The sequence below is a fragment of the Streptomyces sp. NPDC047002 genome (assembly GCF_040704505.1).
Taxonomy (GTDB): Bacteria; Actinomycetota; Actinomycetes; order Streptomycetales; family Streptomycetaceae; genus Streptomyces.
The window spans coordinates 146759-162760 of the sequence record NZ_JBEYWC010000011.1 but is presented as its reverse complement, the minus strand read 5'-3'; the positions used below and the strand labels follow the sequence as shown (position 1 = coordinate 162760).

General features: G+C 73.7%; 13 protein-coding genes. 5 read left to right on the top strand and 8 right to left on the bottom strand.

Going from position 1 to position 16002, the window contains the following annotated elements; translation table 11 throughout:
• Positions 1-304: 304 nt before the first annotated feature.
• Together AB0910_RS13745 and AB0910_RS13740 are read right to left on the bottom strand one after the other, a co-directional pair.
• A complete protein-coding gene (locus tag AB0910_RS13745; RefSeq protein WP_366744793.1) occupies positions 305-760 on the bottom strand; it encodes a DoxX family protein in 456 nt (151 codons plus the stop codon).
• A 365-nt stretch (positions 761-1125) separates the two neighbouring features.
• Positions 1126-2796, bottom strand: a complete 1671-nt coding sequence (locus AB0910_RS13740) for an alkaline phosphatase D family protein (protein ID WP_366744763.1) — start codon at positions 2794-2796, stop codon at positions 1126-1128.
• A 201-nt stretch (positions 2797-2997) separates the two neighbouring features.
• Between AB0910_RS13740 and AB0910_RS13735 the strand changes: the two genes are divergently transcribed.
• The 5 genes from AB0910_RS13735 to AB0910_RS13715 all read left to right on the top strand — a co-directional run bounded on the left by AB0910_RS13735 (position 2998) and on the right by AB0910_RS13715 (position 5829).
• A complete protein-coding gene (locus AB0910_RS13735; RefSeq protein WP_366744762.1) occupies positions 2998-3576 on the top strand; it encodes a TIGR03668 family PPOX class F420-dependent oxidoreductase in 579 nt (192 codons plus the stop codon).
• A 63-nt stretch (positions 3577-3639) separates the two neighbouring features.
• Complete coding sequence (locus tag AB0910_RS13730) at positions 3640-4206, top strand: RNA polymerase sigma factor (RefSeq protein ID WP_366744761.1); 567 nt, start codon at positions 3640-3642, stop codon at positions 4204-4206.
• Positions 4193-4789 carry a hypothetical protein gene (locus AB0910_RS13725; protein WP_366744760.1) on the top strand — a complete coding sequence of 199 codons (597 nt, stop codon included), beginning with the start codon at positions 4193-4195 and terminating at the stop codon, positions 4787-4789. Before AB0910_RS13730 ends, AB0910_RS13725 begins: the two co-directional genes overlap by 14 nt.
• Positions 4790-4907: 118 nt before the next feature.
• Positions 4908-5330, top strand: a complete 423-nt coding sequence (locus AB0910_RS13720; RefSeq protein ID WP_366744759.1) for a peptidase M23 — start codon at positions 4908-4910, stop codon at positions 5328-5330.
• 223 nt (positions 5331-5553) lie between these two features.
• Positions 5554-5829: a hypothetical protein gene (locus AB0910_RS13715; protein ID WP_366744796.1), complete on the top strand. Its 276-nt coding sequence runs from the start codon at positions 5554-5556 to the stop codon at positions 5827-5829.
• Between the two features lie 139 nt (positions 5830-5968).
• Here AB0910_RS13715 and AB0910_RS13710 read toward each other — a convergent pair whose 3' ends face one another.
• The 6 genes from AB0910_RS13710 to AB0910_RS13685 all read right to left on the bottom strand — a co-directional run bounded on the left by AB0910_RS13710 (position 5969) and on the right by AB0910_RS13685 (position 15998).
• A complete protein-coding gene (locus tag AB0910_RS13710) occupies positions 5969-6832 on the bottom strand; it encodes a hypothetical protein (protein ID WP_366744758.1) in 864 nt (287 codons plus the stop codon).
• Positions 6833-6872: 40 nt separating this feature from the next.
• Positions 6873-7412: an NADPH-dependent FMN reductase gene (locus tag AB0910_RS13705; RefSeq protein WP_366744757.1), complete on the bottom strand. Its 540-nt coding sequence runs from the start codon at positions 7410-7412 to the stop codon at positions 6873-6875.
• Positions 7409-8275 carry a thioesterase domain-containing protein gene (locus tag AB0910_RS13700; protein WP_366744792.1) on the bottom strand — a complete coding sequence of 289 codons (867 nt, stop codon included), beginning with the start codon at positions 8273-8275 and terminating at the stop codon, positions 7409-7411. The genes AB0910_RS13705 and AB0910_RS13700 overlap by 4 nt, the downstream gene beginning before the upstream one ends.
• Before the next feature lie 7 nt (positions 8276-8282).
• On the bottom strand, positions 8283-8885 hold the full coding sequence (locus AB0910_RS13695) for an NAD(P)H-dependent oxidoreductase (RefSeq protein ID WP_366744756.1): 603 nt from the start codon (positions 8883-8885) through the stop codon (positions 8283-8285).
• 79 nt (positions 8886-8964) lie between these two features.
• On the bottom strand, positions 8965-10554 hold the full coding sequence (locus tag AB0910_RS13690; RefSeq protein WP_366744755.1) for an MFS transporter: 1590 nt from the start codon (positions 10552-10554) through the stop codon (positions 8965-8967).
• A 68-nt stretch (positions 10555-10622) separates the two neighbouring features.
• Positions 10623-15998 (bottom strand): SDR family NAD(P)-dependent oxidoreductase, encoded by a 5376-nt coding sequence (locus AB0910_RS13685; RefSeq protein ID WP_366744754.1) that lies wholly within the window; start codon positions 15996-15998, stop codon positions 10623-10625.
• Positions 15999-16002: the final 4 nt, after the last annotated feature.

The following is a 16002-nucleotide window of genomic DNA, read 5'->3' as shown; positions in this document are numbered from 1 at the left end:
GCCCTGTTCCCCGATCCCGTCTCGACTCCGGGCCCGATGGAACGGGTTCCCGGTCTGCGCCCTGATGCGCGGCCGCGGGTTGTCGCAGGGGAGCGGCGGAAGCGGCCTACCAGCCAAACAGCGTACGCCCGCACGCTGTGCGCGGTTCCGCCGCCGTGCGTGATGTTGTCCACTTCGAGATGTTTGGAGTTCGTTTCCGCCTGCTAGCAGCCCGGCCGGGCCGATACCGTCGCGCGGGGTGCGCGCCCGGCTGCCGAGCGTGGCGACCGTGCAGGTGGGCGGCGGGCACGGGCGCCGTAACGGATCAGGCGGCGACCGTGTCACCCACCGGGCGCTCGCCGCCCTCGGCCCCGTCCCCGCCGCCCGTGGCGCGCGCCGCGCCCTGCGCGCGGCCGAGGCCGAGCGCGCCGGGTCCCATGACGGTGATCAGCAGGAAGGCCCAGCAGAAGAACACGGCGGCCTCGCCGCCGTTCTGGAGCGGCAGCACGCCGTGCGCCTGGTGGACGCTGAAGTACGCGAAGGCCATCGAGCCGGAGCTGACGAGGGCCACCGGCCGGGCGGCGAGCCCGGTCAGCACGAGGGCGCCGCCCACGAGCTGGATGACGGCCGCGTACCAGCCGGGCCAGGCGCCCACCGGTACCGCCCGCATACCGAGGACGCCGAACAGGGTGGCCACTCCGTGGCAGGTGAAAAGCAGGCCGACGACGATGCGGAACAGGCCGAGCGCGTACGGCTGTGCCCGATCGAGTCGGCCGGACAGTCGTGACATGAGGAGGGGACTCCTTCGCCCTGGGGGGTTGGTCTGGACCTGTGGAATCTCCCCGGGGCGTGCGGGAGCCGAATCGTCTCCCCCGAGATCGATGGTTTCGCACGAACGAAACGCGTCGAGCCCGAACGCACCTTTCTCCCGCAGACGTTGGCTTACCGCAGGGCCCAATTGCGCGGCATCCCGCCGTCTGCGGCGGTCTGCCCCGCGCCGGCCGACGGCCGAAAACCGCGCTCCTGCGCCCGCGGGACCCTGCGTCGCGGGCCTCCGTGTCGCGGGCCTCCGTGTCGCGGGCTCCGGCACCCGCGGGCTCCCGGCGCCCCGCGCCTTCGCTTCGGGGAGGCGCCGGGCCCGGGCGGTCAGCCGTCGTGCGGTGTCAGGGTGCGGGCGTCGACCGTGACCAGCCGTGGCGGCGCGGAGCCGTCCGCGCGGCTCTGGTCGAGCCGCAGGCCGGCGCGGCGGCCCTCCAGGGTCAGGGTCATCAGCTGGTTGCCGAACCAGGGGCCACCGGTGCGGTCCCACGCCACCGGCGGCGCGCCGAGGCGGCCGTGGCGCCGCAGGGCCCGGCCGACCCACCGGCCGAGGGCGTTCCACCCCACGCGGAAGGTCACCTTCATATAGCCGGGGACCGAGTTGTGCACGGGCGAGCAGGTGAGCTGCGTGACACGGGAGGCGATTCCACCGGCCGCCCGGCCACCGGGCCACGAGGCCTCCGCGATGTACGCGTGGTGCACGTCGCCCGAGAGTACGGACACCGTCGCCGGCGCCTCGGCGCCGCTGCCGACCTCGGCTATCAGGCCGGTCAACTCCTCGAAGGAGCGCGGGAACGCGGCCCAGTGCTCCAGGTCGGCCGCCCGCCGCAGCCGCTCCCCGAGCCGCGTCCAGCGCGCGCCGCGCCCGCCGCCGCACAGCACCGAGTCCCAGCTCTCCAGGTCGTGGATCATCGGCGGCAGCAGCCACGGCAGCGACGTGCCGAGCAGCAGGTGGTCGTACGAACCGGGCGCGTCGAGCACCTGCTCGCGCACCCAGCCCATCTCGTCCTCCCCGGCCATCGCCCGCGCGTCCTCGGCCAGCACGCGCGCGCCCCGCGAGTCGATCACCACGAGGCGGGTCCTGCCGAAGTCGCGCCGGTAGCTCCACCGGACGCTCGCCGGGTCGCGGTCGGCGCGCCGCGCGAACTCCCGCACCAGGGCCGTCGCGTCGGGCGCCGCGCGCACCTCCTTGAACAGCTCGTCGGCCGCGAGCTCGGCGGGGGAGAGATTGCCCAGGTGCTGGTAGACCCAGTACGACATCAGTCCGCTGACGATCCGCTCGTCCCACCAGCCGGTGCGGCGCATCTCCGCCACCCACGCGGCGCTGGTGTTCCAGTCGTCTATGACGTCGTGGTCGTCGAAGACCATGCAGCTCGGCACCGTCGACAGCAGCCACCGCACCTCGGGGTCGCCCCAGGACTCGTCGTACAGGTGCGTGTACTCCTCGAAGTCGGCCACCTGGGTGCCGGGCGGCTCCGACAGGTCGCGGCGGCGGGCCAGCCACTCCTGGGTGCCGGGCGAGGTCTCGTCGGCGTAGACCTGGTCACCGACGAGCAGCAGCACGTCGGGGCGGTCCCCGGCGTCCGCCTGCGCGAGCCGCAGCGCCAGCGTGTCCAGCGCGTCGGGGCCGATGGGGTCCGGCGCGTCCTTCGCGGGTCTGGCCCACCGGCAGGAGCCGAAGGCGACGCGGGCCCGGTCGGCGCCCGCGTCCGGCGTGCGTATCGCGCTCGGCGGAAACGCGCCGTCCCCGCGCGGCCACACCAGGCCGCCGTCGAGCCGCACCTCGTACTCCGTCGACGTGCCGGGCGTGAGCCCCGCCACCTCCACCAGCGCGTAGTGGTGACCCGCCACCTCGAACGTCGGCGCCGCGCCAGACGCGCCGTCCGCGCACCGGACTTCGGCCGTGCACGCCGCGTCCGCCTCCACCCACACCGTCGCCGTGCCCGAGCCGTCCCATGCGACGTGCCGCAGCACGGGCCCCAGCCGAAGCCCCGTCACCCGCCCCTCCTCCATCCGTCCTCCATCAGTCCTGCGCCCGCGCTTCCCGCGCGGCCCCGCTCCCGTCCGGCGTACGCTACGGACACTGTCACTGCTGCCCCGTGGCGGGCCCCCGTCCACTCGCCGGGACCCGGGCACTTCCCGGGGGACACCCCTGAGATCTCCCCGGCATACGGCGCGGACGCGGTACGAATGGGGACCATGCGACTCACCGACGACGAGGCGGCACGGCGGCTCGACGAGGCCCGGGTGCTGCGGCTCGCGACCGTGGACCAGGACGGGGCGCCGCACCAGGTGCCGGCGACCTTCGTCAGGTACGCGGGCCCGCGCGGCGACCGCATCGCCATCGCCGTCGACCACAAGCCCAAGCGCCACCGGAACCTGCGCCGCCTGCGCAACATCGAGGCGGAGCCGCGGGTGTGCGCGCTCGTCGACGCGTACAGCGATGACTGGACCCGGCTGTGGTGGGTACGGGCGGACGGCACGGCGCGCGTGCTGTACGGCGAAGGCGGCCGGGAGGGCGAGGACGGCCAGGGCAGCCCGGACGGTCCGGACCGCGAGGACGGCCAGGACATCCCGGACGGTCCGGACGGCGGGCCCGGCAGCGGACGCCGCGAAGGCCGCGGCTCCGACGCCTCGGAACAGGTTGAGCGGCGGGCGGTGTGGGACCTGCTCGCCGCCAAGTACCCGCAGTACGCGGAGAGACGGCCGGACGGGCCGGTGATCGTCATCGACGTCGGGAAGCTGACCGGATGGGCATACGCGGATCCGGTCGCGTAGGTCTTGTGGAGGCGGCGCACCGCGGGCGGCACGGCAGCGCCGCGCGCGGGATCATGTTCCGTGATGGCTCCCCACGCGACGGACGAGAGCCCGTTCGACACCCTGTTCTGCGGACTGCTGCCCCGGCTGTACCGCAGGGCCGTCATGCTCGCGGGCACGCCCCACGCCGCGGAGGACGCGGTGCACGAGACCTACCTCAAACTGGTGGCGCGTCCGGAGAAGCTGCTCGGCCATCCCGAGCCGTACGCCTACGCCTTCAGGGCGATGCTCAGCGCCGTGCACGACGCCCGCAGGAAGGAGAAGCGCCACGTGCTGACCGACGCGCCGGAGAGCCTCGCGGGCGCCGAAGGCGCCGCGGGCGGTCTCGCACCCGCCGTCGCCTGGGACGGCGGATTCGAGCGGCGGCAGGGCGAGTTGGAGGCGATGCGACTCCTCGGCGGCCTCTCGGCGCGCCAGGCGGCCGTGGTGATCCTGGTGGACCTCGACGGCTACACCCTCGACCAGGCGGCCCGGATCATGCGGGTGCACCGGGGCACGGCGGCCCGGCACCGCACCCGCGCGCTCGGCGCCCTGCGGGCCGAGTTGACCCGGTCCTGCGCGGACGGCGGGGGCGGCCATGACCGGGCCTGAGGCCGAGGGCCCGGCAGGCCGCGAAGGCCCCGGGGCCCCGGCGGACGAGCAGCGGCTCGCCGCGGCGCTCGGCGCCCGGCTGCGCGCGGCCGACGACGCGCTCACCGTGCCGCCGGGGCTGTGGGAGCGGGTCCGCGCCGTGCCGGACCCCGTGCCGCGCCGCCCCGTGGCCGGGCGCCCCGCCGTCCTCGCCGGGCTGACCGCCGTGGTCGTCGCGGCCGTGGCCCTCGGGTCCTGGCTGCTTGCGCGCCCGCACGGCCCCGTGCCGCCCGCGGGCGCCAAGCCGGTCACGATCACCGTGTACAACACCGAACGCGACTGCCAGGGGCCCCGCACGCCGGACTGCGCCCTGCGGGTGGCCAAGGACCCGCACGCGCGCTACGCGGCGCCCGACAACCGCGCGGGCGCCGTCTGGCACGGCGACAGGCTGACCGCGAGCTGCGCGGTCGAGGGCACGCCCGTGCGCGACGAGGACGGCCGCTCCTCCGCGCGCTGGTACCGGGTGCGCGGGCCGCACGGCCTCTCGGGCTGGCTGCCCGGCGTCCGCACGCGCGACGCGGCCCGCGTGCCGGACTGCGTCTGACCGCACCCGTGTTGTGTGACGTACGCCACAAGGCGGGGTGTCATACGGGCGGCCCGTGCCCGACGTGTACCGCGTGACCGGGCCGCGGAGCGGCCCGCACGACAGAAACGGGGTTGCCATGATCCGTCCCTTCGGCCGCGGGCCGACCCGCCCGCGCACCGCAGCCTTCCTCACGGCCGGTGCCGTCGCCGCCGCCGCGGCGCTGCTCGCGCCCGCCGCGTCCGCGGCCCCGGCCGCGCCCGCCGCCGGCGTGGCCGAGGCCCCGAACGCCGCCCAGGCCGACCCTGGCGTCCAGGTCACGGTCTGGGCGAGCAACGTGCGCCTGCACAACGCGCCGCACGTGTCGGCGCCCTCACCCGCCGAGTTCGGGCCCGGCACGCTGATCGACATCTGTCAGACGCCCGGTGACCTGGTCACCGAGCCGCAGGGCAGCAGCAGTTGGTGGTCCCTCGTCGAACTGCCCAGTGGAAGTGACGCGTTGTACATGAGCAACGTGTTCATCAAGGGCGGCGAGAAGATCGCGGGCGTGCCCGACTGCTGATCCCGCGGGCCGTGGGCGCGGTGTCCCGCCTGACCACCGGGCACACCGCGTCCGCGGCCCGCGCCCCCGCCGCGCGGCGCGCCTCCCTCCGGTCACGGGGGTGCCGAAGGGCGCGCGCCGCCGAGCGGGCGGAAGGTGCCGGGGGCGAGGCCCGGTCAGCACTCGGCGGCAGCCACTGCGCCGGGTCGCGGACTGTGAAGCGTTCGCCCTGAAGTGCGTCCACATGGCGATCATGTCGCTCGATCCCACCGGCACGGGGCAGGCCCGCCGGACCATGCGCTGGAAGACCGCGCTGAACGCCTTCGACATCACCTTCGACGGCCGCCTGTCAGCAACCTGCCGGCGCCCCAACTACCCCGGTTCCGTTTCTGGCCGGCGCGGTCGGGGCACCGCTCCCGCCCGCGTCGGCGCCGTGCAGCGCCGAGTCCGCGCCGGGCGCGGACCGTTGCCGATCGCGGGCCCCGGCATGCGGCCGCAGTTCCCCCCGGCGGCACCGTGACGCACTTCACGGACCGCCGGACACGCTCCGGGGGCCCGGGAGGCCGCAGCCCGGTCCGCGTTCCCGCGCGGCGACGGCGCGGGGAAAAGCCGGGCCGGGCGGCCGGGCCACCACCCGGCCCACCTGCCCCGCCCGCGCGTCACAGACGGCCGATGTCCTGAAGGGGAAGGCCGCCGCCCGCGAGGACGGTTCTGCTGAAGGCGCTGGCCAGTTGGGTGAGGCGGGCGGTGCCCGCCGTTCCGAGGTGGCGGTACGGCGCGACATCCAGGCGATCGGTGTCCGCCTCGACGGCGCGGCGCAGGTCGGCGCCCTGCGGGGTCAGGGCGCCGACGGGGGTGAGCAGTCCGCGCTCGTGAAGGCTCCGGCGTGCGTCGATCCACTCGGCCTCGGCCCAGCCCCGGGTGCGCCGGAGGAAGGCGGGCCGCCAGTTCGTGCCGGTCGCCGTGTGGGTGACGAGCGCCTCCAGCCCGGTGAGCTCCGCGGATACCAGAGTGCTCACGTGGCCGTCCCCGCGGTGTTCCCTGAGCAGGGTCGTCGCGTGCCAGAACGCCAGGTGCGCCGCTGCCGGCACGGGCAGACCGGCATTGGCGCCGTACAGGGGGCGGCCGGGCTGTGTGCATGCTTCGGCCGCTCGGAGCGCGAGTTCCGCGGCTTCGGCCATCTCTCGCGACGCGACGGCCTCCGCTCCGAGCAGCCGGGTCAGACACGCGTCGACGATCTCGAGCCGGGTGTCGAGTATGCGTTCCGGTGTGGCCGTCCGCCACGCAGGGGGCAGGAGCTTCCGGACGAGCCCGGGGTGGAAGGTGTAGAAGACCGCGGTGACCACACCGGCCGTGCAGGGCCCCAGGGGCGCGGCCCGTCCGGCCAGGTAGGACATCGGGCCGCGTTCGAGGCCGAGTCCTGCGTACAGGTCGTCGTGCTCGGGGGCGAAGTAGTAGGCGGCGTGGAGGGGGTGGTGCGCGTTGTAACAGCGCCTGGCCTCGCGCGCGGTGATGGTCGTCATGTCCCTGAGCCGGGGTAGGGGGCGGGAAGGGTGACGCCGGTCAGGCGTCCTGCCGTGCTTTTGCCGCACGCGCCATGGCTGCGATCACTTCTCTGAGCTCTGTCAGCGTGGTTTCGTCGGTGACGCGGCCGTCGGAGATCTTGGGCCCCGCACACGCGATGGGGAGCGATTCCGGCAGGATCCGCGCCCCCATGACCTCCAGGGTCTCCTTGACCCAGGCTTGGGCCCGGTCGCCGCCGGTCATGGAAGGGGAGGCGGTGACCACGGCGACCGGCTTGTCGACGAGCTCGCCGCCGCCGACCACCCATTCGAGCGCGTTCTTCAGGACACCCGAGGTGCCGTGCGCGTACTCCGGGCTGGCGATGAGCACGGCGTCGGCAGCGGCGAGCCGGGCCCGGAAGTCGAGGACTTCGGCGGGGGGCTGGGTGCTCTCCACGTCCTGGTTGAAGAAGGGCAGGCTCCCGATGCCCTCGTAGACCTCGAGCGCCGCGCCGGGCGGACACAGCCGTGCCGCGGTGCGGACCACTGCGGAGTTGAGGGATGCGTTCCGCAGGCTGCCGGAGAACGCCAGAAAGTTCATGGAGTGTTTCCTGTCTTTCGGTCTGTGCGGTCGGTCGGGCCGGAGGTGCCGGCGGGTGACGGTCCCGCGGGCGCGGGGATCGCCGCGGCCACCGCTTCGACGATGCGGGTGATGACGGAGCGGTGGTGGTCGCGGAGGTAGAAATGGCCGCCGCGGTACATGTGAGGGCCGTGGAAGCGGTGGGAGTACCTGTCCCAGGCGAGGAGCCGGTCCCGGCCCACCACGGCGTCGTCGGCGCCCCCGAAGGCGGAGAGCGCGACCGGCAGGCGGAGGGCGGGGAGGGCCGGACGCCAGGTGTCGACCAGCGCGAAGTCGTTGCGGAAGACCGGCCCGAAGGCTTGCCACATGCCCGGCTGGTCCAGGACGGCGTCCGGCGTGCCGCCCGCCGCCCGCAGCCACTCCCGCAGTTTCACGTCCGTGAACTCATGGCGGCGCGGGCCCGACCCGACCCTGGGCGCGCGGGGGGCGCCGCAGGAGGAGAGCCCCGCCCATACCGGCGCCGGCCGCTCCTCCGCCACGAGACGGCACGTCAACTCGTATGCGATCAAAGCACCCATGCTGTGGCCGAAGAAGGCGAAAGGCCGGTCGGTCCACTGCTCCAGCTCCTTGAGGAAGAAATCCACCAGTCCGGCGCTGGTGGCGATCAGCGGCTCACCGAGGAGGCGGCCGCGCCCCGGCGCGTCCAAGAGGCACAGCTCCCAGTCGGGAGGGAAATCTGACTCCCAGCCACGATAGAGGAGATGGGATCCGCCGGCGTGGTGGAACAGGAAAAGCCGCCTGGTGGCGCTGGGTACGGGGCACGGTACCGTGACCGCTCCGGACAGGAGCGGACGCCCCGCCGCGGGACGGCGCGGCGGTGCCACTGTCCGTTCAGACACCGCGGTCTCCGGCCGCTGCTCCGGCCGTGCTGAGCGCGCGCAGCGTGGCGAACTCGACCACCTGAGCCCCGACGATCTCCAACTGCTCCTGCACGCGGGGGTCCTGGCACTGCCCTTCCGGCGAGAAGCCTGATGCCGCCGTGTTCATCGCCACGCCCAGCGGGGTGGGCCAGCCGCGCAGCGCATGGGTCACGTCGCGCAACGCGGAGAGCGTGGACACGGCTCCTTGCCAGCCCTGGGCGACCGAGACGCAGCCGACGGCCCGTCCGCTGAAGTACGGACGGGTGTCCTCGCGCAGTTCCTCGATGTGGTCGAGAGCGTTCTTCACCAGCCCGGAGACTCCGCCGTGGTAGGCGGGGCTGGCCAGGATGATCCCGTCGGCGTCGGCGACAGCGGCCAGCAGCCGCCGGGCCTGGGGGGAGGTCTCCGACCCGGCGGCGCCGTAGAGCGGCATCGCCAGTTCGGGGCCCGTGATGACGCGTACGGCAGCACCGCGGCGCGCCGCCTCGGCCAGTGCGACACGCAGAGCCTGTTCGGCCGTCGATCGGGGCCGGTTCGAACCGCCGATGCCGACCACGTTCACGGTCTGCTGCACAGGGTCGCGCCTCCCTCTTTTGTTCCGGTGCTTCGGTGTGTGGGCCGGTCGGCCGGGCATGGGGCCGGCTCGCGCGGCGTCAGTCCGCGGCCACGGGAGCCTGGGCGCTCTCGTGCAGGTCCCGGCGGCGGATCCATACGAAGGCGATGACCGCGCCCACTGCGGCGACCCATGCGCAGAGCACCATGACGCTGGACAGGGAGTCGACGAACGCGGAGCGGGCCGCCTCGGTGACTGCGGTGAGCTGCCCCGGGGCGACGCTGCCGGAGAGCGTCGTCGTACCACCGGTGGCCACCACCTGGCCCACGGTGTGCGCGGTGCCGCCCAGGGCGGAGCCGGCCTGGGAGGCGGTGAAGGCGTCGACGACCTTGTGGTGGAAGAGGGCGCCGAAGGCCGCCACACCGACGGCGACACCGACCTGCTGGAACGTCTCTCCCATGCCGGAGGCCATACCGGCCTTCTCGGGGCGGACGACCCCGATGGTGACGGCGGCGCGCGGTGGGTTGAACAGCCCCATCCCGATGCCGGTGACGATCATGCTGGGCAGCATCGCCGTCCAGGAGCTGTGCGGGTGCACCAGGACCATGAGGCCCATTCCGAGGGCGATGAAGGCGATGGAGAGGCCGATGAGGACGCCGGGCGCCACCTTGGCCAGCAGGCCGCCGGTGACCGCCGACACGACGAAGAGCGTCATCATCATCGGCATCAGCCGCAGGCCGGTGTCCCACGGGGAATACCCCAGGACGTTCTGCACATAGGAGAGCTGGAGGAACACGGCGGCGAGGCTCGTCGCGTTGGAGAGCAGCGTGGCCAGACAGACGCCGCTGAACGTGCCGATGCGCAGCAGCGAGAGATCGAACATGGCGCGGTCGCCGAGGCGCCTCTCGATGAGGACGAACGCGACGAGCAGGAGCACACCCACGGCGAAGCATCCGAGAATGGTCGCGCTGGTCCAGCCGGACGACTCGCCGCGCAGGAAGCCGAGGACGAGCAGGGCGAGTCCGAGTCCGAAGGCGAGCATGCCGAACCAGTCGACGCGGTGTGCCGCCGGCTGCCTGGACTCGCGCAGCCGCAGCATGCCGGCGGCCAGGGCGAGCAGTCCGATGGGCACGTTGACGAGGAAGATCCAGCGCCAGCTGAGGGCGTCGGTCAACAGGCCCCCGATGAGGGGGCCGAAGGCCAGCGCCAGTCCGGCGATCGCGCCGAACAGCCCGAACGCCTTGCCCCGGTCCGCGCCCCTGAACTCGTGGCCGATCAGCGCGGGACCGACGGAGAACAACAGCGCGGCACCGAGGCCCTGTGCGCCGCGCGCGATGTTGAGTGTGACCACGTCCTGGGCGAGCCCCGCGGCGAGGGAGGACAGGGTGAACACGACAAGGCCGGCGAGGAAGACGCGCTTGCGGCCGAGGCGGTCGGCGAGTGATCCGCCGGTGAGCAGGAACGCGGCCAGGGCCAGGGTGTAGGAGTCGATCACCCACTGCAGCCCCGCGAAGCTGGCGCCGAGCGAGGTGCGCAGGTCCTGCAGTGCGACGTTGACCACGGTGACGTCCAGCATCAGCATGAACATCGCCACGCAGGCCAGGGCCAGAGTCCAGGGGCGAGCACGGCCCGCCGCCTCACCGCGGGCCAGATCCGCCGGTGTCTCCTCGGCGGTCGTTTCGGCCGACATGTTGCTCTCCTCGGGGGTGGAAGGCTGTGGGGAGCCATTCTCGCTGTCTTGTACGGTGGCGCGCGAACTCATCGCGCCGTGCGCCAGGTTCGGTTGACCGGATCGAAGCGGTCGCGTACCGCGCCGGAGATGCCCGTCACCCGCAGCAGGGCACGGCCGTCAGGGCCGACGAGGGCGGACGCCTCGTCCTGTGCGGCAGGCCCGAACCAGTGGCGCAGTTGCAGGCCCTCGGGCCACTGCCGCGCCAGTTCGAGGTCGTTGGCCTGCGTGTAGAGGTCTACGGAGTCGAGGGCCACGGGGACGATCACCGGTATGTCCTCACCCGGTTGCCGGCCGTCGAGGACGCTGGTGCGCAGGAGGCAGTCGAGGGCGGTGCTGGGCAGGATGAATGCCCCGAAGGGGCCGCCGCCCTGAAGCGGCGTCGGCTGGAACCGGGCTGATCCGCCGTCCGGTTCGAGGCGTGGGGAGCGCAGTGAGGTGAATACTCCGCCCAGCTCGACGGGTGTTCCGGGCAGTTCGTAGGTGTTGGGGGCTCCGGCGCTCCCCGAGCCGGGAAGGGGCGGGCACCACGGCCCGGTCGGTGGTGCGACGGCCAGGTGCACCACCATGCGCGTGTGTTCACGTTCGGGTACCGCGCCGGCCGCGGGGGTGGTGACGCGCACGCGTACCGTGTCGTCCTCCCGGGTGGCCGCCACGCTGAGCGTGCGGGGCCAGCGGGCCCGGGTGGCTCGGATGAACTGCGACAGTTTCACGTCGGTGAAGCGGACCGGGACGAGACCGGGGGCGAGTTCGGCCGCCGCCTCGGCGGCCATCTCCAGGATGAAGGTGCCGGGGACGGTGGGCCGGCCGTCCACCAGGTGGTCCAGGAGGTAGGGGTGGTCCTCAAGGCCCAGGGTGAACGTCCAGACGGCGGTGGTGCCTTCGCGGTGTGGCGAGCCGTGCAGGAAGGCGCGCCTGGAGCGGGTCGGCACGGTGTGCCGCGGTTCAGGCGCGTGTTCGACCGCCGCACGGCAGATGTCCCGGAAGCCGGGTGCGGTGCGTTGGAGTGTCGTCCAGTCCGCCTCGCCGATCCAGGTGGTGGCGAGGCCGTGACTGCCCCGGCCACGCAGTTCGCTGCGGAAGAACGCGCGGCCCTGCTCGTCGGTCAGCTGCCCGATCTCGCCCTGCCGGGCGAGGAAGGCACCACCGGGGGTGTGGGCGGCCGCCATGCCGGACTCCACCCACAGCCCGGATACGAGAGCCGTCTCGTCCCGGCCCTCGACGGCGCGGGCCCGGGCGGACGCCAGGAGCAGGTACTCGTTGGCCGCGCCGTAGTCGGGCTCACCGCGCAGCCCGGTGAAGGCGGAGACGGAGCTGATGTTGCACCACAGTGCGGGACGCTGCCCGGCAAGTGCGTCCCGCAGGTTCACGTAGCCGCGGACCTTCACGTCGCGCACGGCGCGGAAGTCGGCGAGTTTCTTGCGGGGGAGGCTCGCGGAGCGGGCGAGGCCCGCCCCGTGGACGACGATGTCCACCCGGCCCTCGGCGGCTGTGATCTCTTCCACGACCTTGTGCACGGCGTTCTCGTCGAGGACGTCGCACTGCCGATAGTGGACCCGTCCGGGACCGCAGGCCCGCTCCAGTCCGGCGATGGTCCGGGCGCGTTCGTGGTGTTGCACAAGACGGTCGTACCGCCTGCCGAGCTGGGCAGGGGTCTCGCCGGGGAAGCGGCTCATCAGGTCGCGCAGGGCCTGCGGGCGGGGAGCCACGTCGGTCTCGGCGTCGCGCGGGTCGGGGTCGGGCCCGGTGCCAAGCAGCCATACGGCGCGCGGGGCCCGCTCGGCGACCAGTTCGTGCACGAGATGGGCGGTCAGGCCGCGCGCTCCGCCGCTCGCCACGATGACGGGGTCGTCGGGCAGGCCGACCGGTTCCCGCTCCGAGGGTTCCTCGACGGGCACCAGCAGGTACTCGTACCGGATGCCTCCGGTGCGGTGGGCCACGGGGATGTGGCGGCGTGCTGTCGATTCCTCGGCCAGTTCCGCGAGTCCTGTCAGGGCGTCGCCGCAGTCGGTGACCAGGGCGTAGGCGAGACATCCGGGGAGTTCCTGCGCCAGGCTGCGGACCAGCCCGCAGAACAGGCCGGCGTGCGGGGCGGGCGTCGGCTCGCGGCCGGCGTCGTGGACGAGGACGGCGTAGCTGCCGCCGGCGCCGAGCCGCCCGGTCCGGGCCTGGGCTGCGAGGAAGGCCAGGTCGTGCAGGTCGAGGAGGTGCCGCGGCACCTCCTGGGGTGCCGCGGGTGCCCCGGAGACGACGACGCGGATGTCGCCGCCAACCTCCCGGCCAGTGCCCGCGAGGAGTTCAGTCAGCTCCTCGGGTTCGGTGACGCGCGTGACGGCGAACGGCAGAGCCGCGTCCCGGTCGGCATCGTGCCGGGAGGTGCGTGGTGCCACCACGAGGGCATCGGCCGGTATGCCGGCGTCCGCAAGGCCCTCCGGGGCGTCGGTGAGTACGAGCGCGGCCGGCGGCAGCGCCGCCCGGCGGGCCCGGATCTTCTGGGCTGGCACGGGGCGCAGAACGAGGGCGTGCCGGGCCAGGTGCCCGCGCAGGTTGCTCGTCCCGGCGGGCACACTGTCCGCGGGGACCGGCGCGGCGCTCTCGCCGGACGCGGTGGCCGCGGGGTTGTCCTCCGCGGGTATCCGGGCCGCCGGATCTCCCGGGGTCACCAGCAGCGTCGGGCTGTGCCGGTCCTCCGCCGGCTGGATCGCCGTCCGGGTGCCGGCAGCGTACAGGGCCCGCAGGACGGCGACGGCGCCCTCGGCTCCGCGGTGGTCCCGGGCGGTGCCGGGAGGGTTCCCGTCCGTGGCGGCTGTACCCGGGGCGAGAGAGAGCTCGCCCAGGACCTCCATGCCGTGCCGACGCGCGGTGCTCAGCCGCGTCACGGCGAAACCGATGGCCGCCTCGGCCGGCGTGGCGCGGCCGGGCACGGGTTCCGTGGCGGCGTTGACGCCGAGCACGAGGGCCAGGTCGAGCTCTCCGTCGCGGAGGTAGCGCAGTGCGGTGGCGAGCGCGGAGGTGGTGGAGTCCCGGCCCGCGTCGAGGGTGAGGTTCGGTCCGTGCAGGTCGAGGCGCTGCACGACGCGTGCGGCGATGATGTTGGGCATCAGGCCCGGATACACGTCCTCGTTGATGGGACGGGTTGTGGCCCGCACCTGGTCGCCGAGTACCCGGGCCGGAATCCCCGCGGGTTCCGTGACCTTTTCCGTGAGTTCGTCGAGGCTGTAGCGCAGCGCGTGGGCACGGGCCGACCGGGTCGGTCCGGTGTGCCCGACGATCACCCCGGTGCGCTCGGTCAGGTCGGTGTCGTGGATCCAGTCGCCGACGAGGCGGTCGGCGCAGCGCAGCGCCATGAGCTGGCTGCGGTCCATGGCCGCGATCGCCGAGGGTGCCAGGCGTGCCTCGGCAGGCGTGGGCAGCGGGTAGTCGTCGCCGAAGGAGGCCGGCCAGTCCGGGTCCGCGCCCGCCTGCCATCGTGCCAAGCGCGCCTCGTCGGGCTCGTCCGGCAGATGGGTGGCGCAGGCGACGACGACGGCAGGGTCGTCCCGGCCGGGAGCGCCGTGCGGTCCGGGCGAGAAGGACGGCTGGTCGCTGAGGAGGAGGTGGCCGTTGGTCCCGCCGAAGCCCATGGCGGACACCCCGACCGTGCGGCTGTGCCCCCGGGCCTTTGGCCAGGGCAGGTCACGCGTCGGCACACGGATGGACGCCGGGCTGTCCTCGGGCAGTGCACGGAACTGCCGCTGCGCGGGGATCACCCCGTGCCGCAGGGCGAGCAGCGCGTGAATGGCGGAGACCGCGCCCGCGGCCCATCCGCAGTGCCCCACCAGCGATTTGTTGGACGTCACAGTCCACGTCTTCCCGGCCCCCGCGCACCGGGTGAGTGCGTTCGTCTCGGTGCGGTCACCTGCCGGAGTGCCGGTGGAGTGCGCGACGATCCAGTCCACGTCCCCTGGCGCGATCCCGGCGGCGGACCAGGCCCTTTGCAGAGCCCGCACCTGGCCTGCGGGGTTGGGCGCGTAGATGGCCTTGCCGCGGCCGTCGGAAGAGCCGCCGAATCCCGTGATGTAGCCGTGGACGGTGTCCCCGTCGGCGACTGCTCGGGCGTGTGTCTTCAGCGCGAGCACCGCCGCGCTGTCGCTGAACAGCACTCCGTCCGCGTCGCGGTCGAGGGAGCGGACGCGTCCGGTGTGGGAGAGGCCGCGCAGTTTGGCGAAGAGCACCAGGTTCTGCGCGCTGAGCGCGAACGCCCCGCCGCAGAACGCGATGTCGGTCTCGCCCGCGCGCAGTGCGCGGGCCCCGAGGTCGATGGTGTACAGCGAGGAGGAGCAGGCGGTGTCGACGACGACGATCTCCGCGTCCGCGGGCAGGTCGTGGGCGGCGTCGCGAGCGATGCGGTACGGCAGGACGTCCTCGGCCGGTCGGTCGCCGAGGGGATAGTGCGCGCGGAGCGTGTCGGGGACGGTATGGCCCGTACGGGTGAGGTGGGTGCGTACGGAGGAGGTGATCAGGCTCTGCTCCAGGTGCTGGCTGCCGTCGGGGGTGAGTCCGACGGCGAACAGCTGTCGGTCGCCGGGGCGTACGGTGACGTTCTCGGTCGCGCCGAGCAGCGAGTGGCGCAGCCACACTGCCGTGTACTCCTCGCTGCCGAAAGCGCCGGAGGCGATTTCCCGGCGCAGTTTCGGATGCGGTACGAAGCCGGACATGAAGCCGGACACCCTGGAGTAGGTCTTGTCCGGTGCTGCCGGGTCGGCCGACCAGATGGCGTCCACGTCGAGCCGGCCGCCCGGCTCGGTGAAGACCGGCTCGCCCTCGGTGAGCAGGGCCCACAGTTCCTCGGGTGTGCTCGCTCCCGGCACGGCCAGACCCATGCCGACGACGGCGATCGCGTCGTCGGGCGGGCCCGCGGGGCCCGGCCCGAGGCTCGGCGCGGGGTGCGGGCTGACGACCCTGCCGTCGATCGCCGAGGCGGCGTCGCAGAGGAGGAAGCCGACGAGCTGGCCGAGGGCCTCGGCCTGCGACTCTCCCGCTCCGTCCGGCACGACGAGGGCGTTGGCGCGGAAGGGAACGCCGAGGTCCGCGGCGAGTCGGCTCAGTTCGGCCGCGGCCAGGGCCTCGATCCCGGGCCTGCACACGGTCAGGAGTACGGCACCCTGTTGCGGGGCGCTCGCGAGGAAGAGATCGTGTGCTGTCCGGGCGTCCGGTGCGTCTGCCGTATCGATGAGCATGGTGACGAGCGCGTCCGGCCGGGTGTCGGCCCGAACGAGGGCCTCTCGCACCGCGTCCGGGCCCTGTCCGTCGCTGATCACCAGGTGCGCGCCGGTCGTTGCCAGTTGCCGGGCGATGGCGCGGCCCATTTGCCCGGCGGCACCGGTGACCAGCACGGTGCGGTGGGAGAGGTCGAGTGGGGACATGCTG

Excerpts from the sequence above, each read along its gene's own strand:
- AB0910_RS13735 (WP_366744762.1), top strand. The coding sequence starts at position 2,998 with ATGCGACTCACCGACGACGAGGCGGCACGGCGGCTCGACGAGGCCCGG.
- AB0910_RS13730 (WP_366744761.1), top strand. The coding sequence starts at position 3,640 with ATGGCTCCCCACGCGACGGACGAGAGCCCGTTCGACACCCTGTTCTGC.
- AB0910_RS13725 (WP_366744760.1), top strand. The coding sequence starts at position 4,193 with ATGACCGGGCCTGAGGCCGAGGGCCCGGCAGGCCGCGAAGGCCCCGGG.
- AB0910_RS13720 (WP_366744759.1), top strand. The coding sequence starts at position 4,908 with ATGATCCGTCCCTTCGGCCGCGGGCCGACCCGCCCGCGCACCGCAGCC.
- AB0910_RS13715 (WP_366744796.1), top strand. The coding sequence starts at position 5,554 with ATGGCGATCATGTCGCTCGATCCCACCGGCACGGGGCAGGCCCGCCGG.
- AB0910_RS13710 (WP_366744758.1), bottom strand. The coding sequence starts at position 6,832 with ATGACGACCATCACCGCGCGCGAGGCCAGGCGCTGTTACAACGCGCAC.
- AB0910_RS13705 (WP_366744757.1), bottom strand. The coding sequence starts at position 7,412 with ATGAACTTTCTGGCGTTCTCCGGCAGCCTGCGGAACGCATCCCTCAAC.
- AB0910_RS13690 (WP_366744755.1), bottom strand. The coding sequence starts at position 10,554 with ATGTCGGCCGAAACGACCGCCGAGGAGACACCGGCGGATCTGGCCCGC.
- AB0910_RS13685 (WP_366744754.1), bottom strand. The coding sequence starts at position 15,998 with ATGTCCCCACTCGACCTCTCCCACCGCACCGTGCTGGTCACCGGTGCC.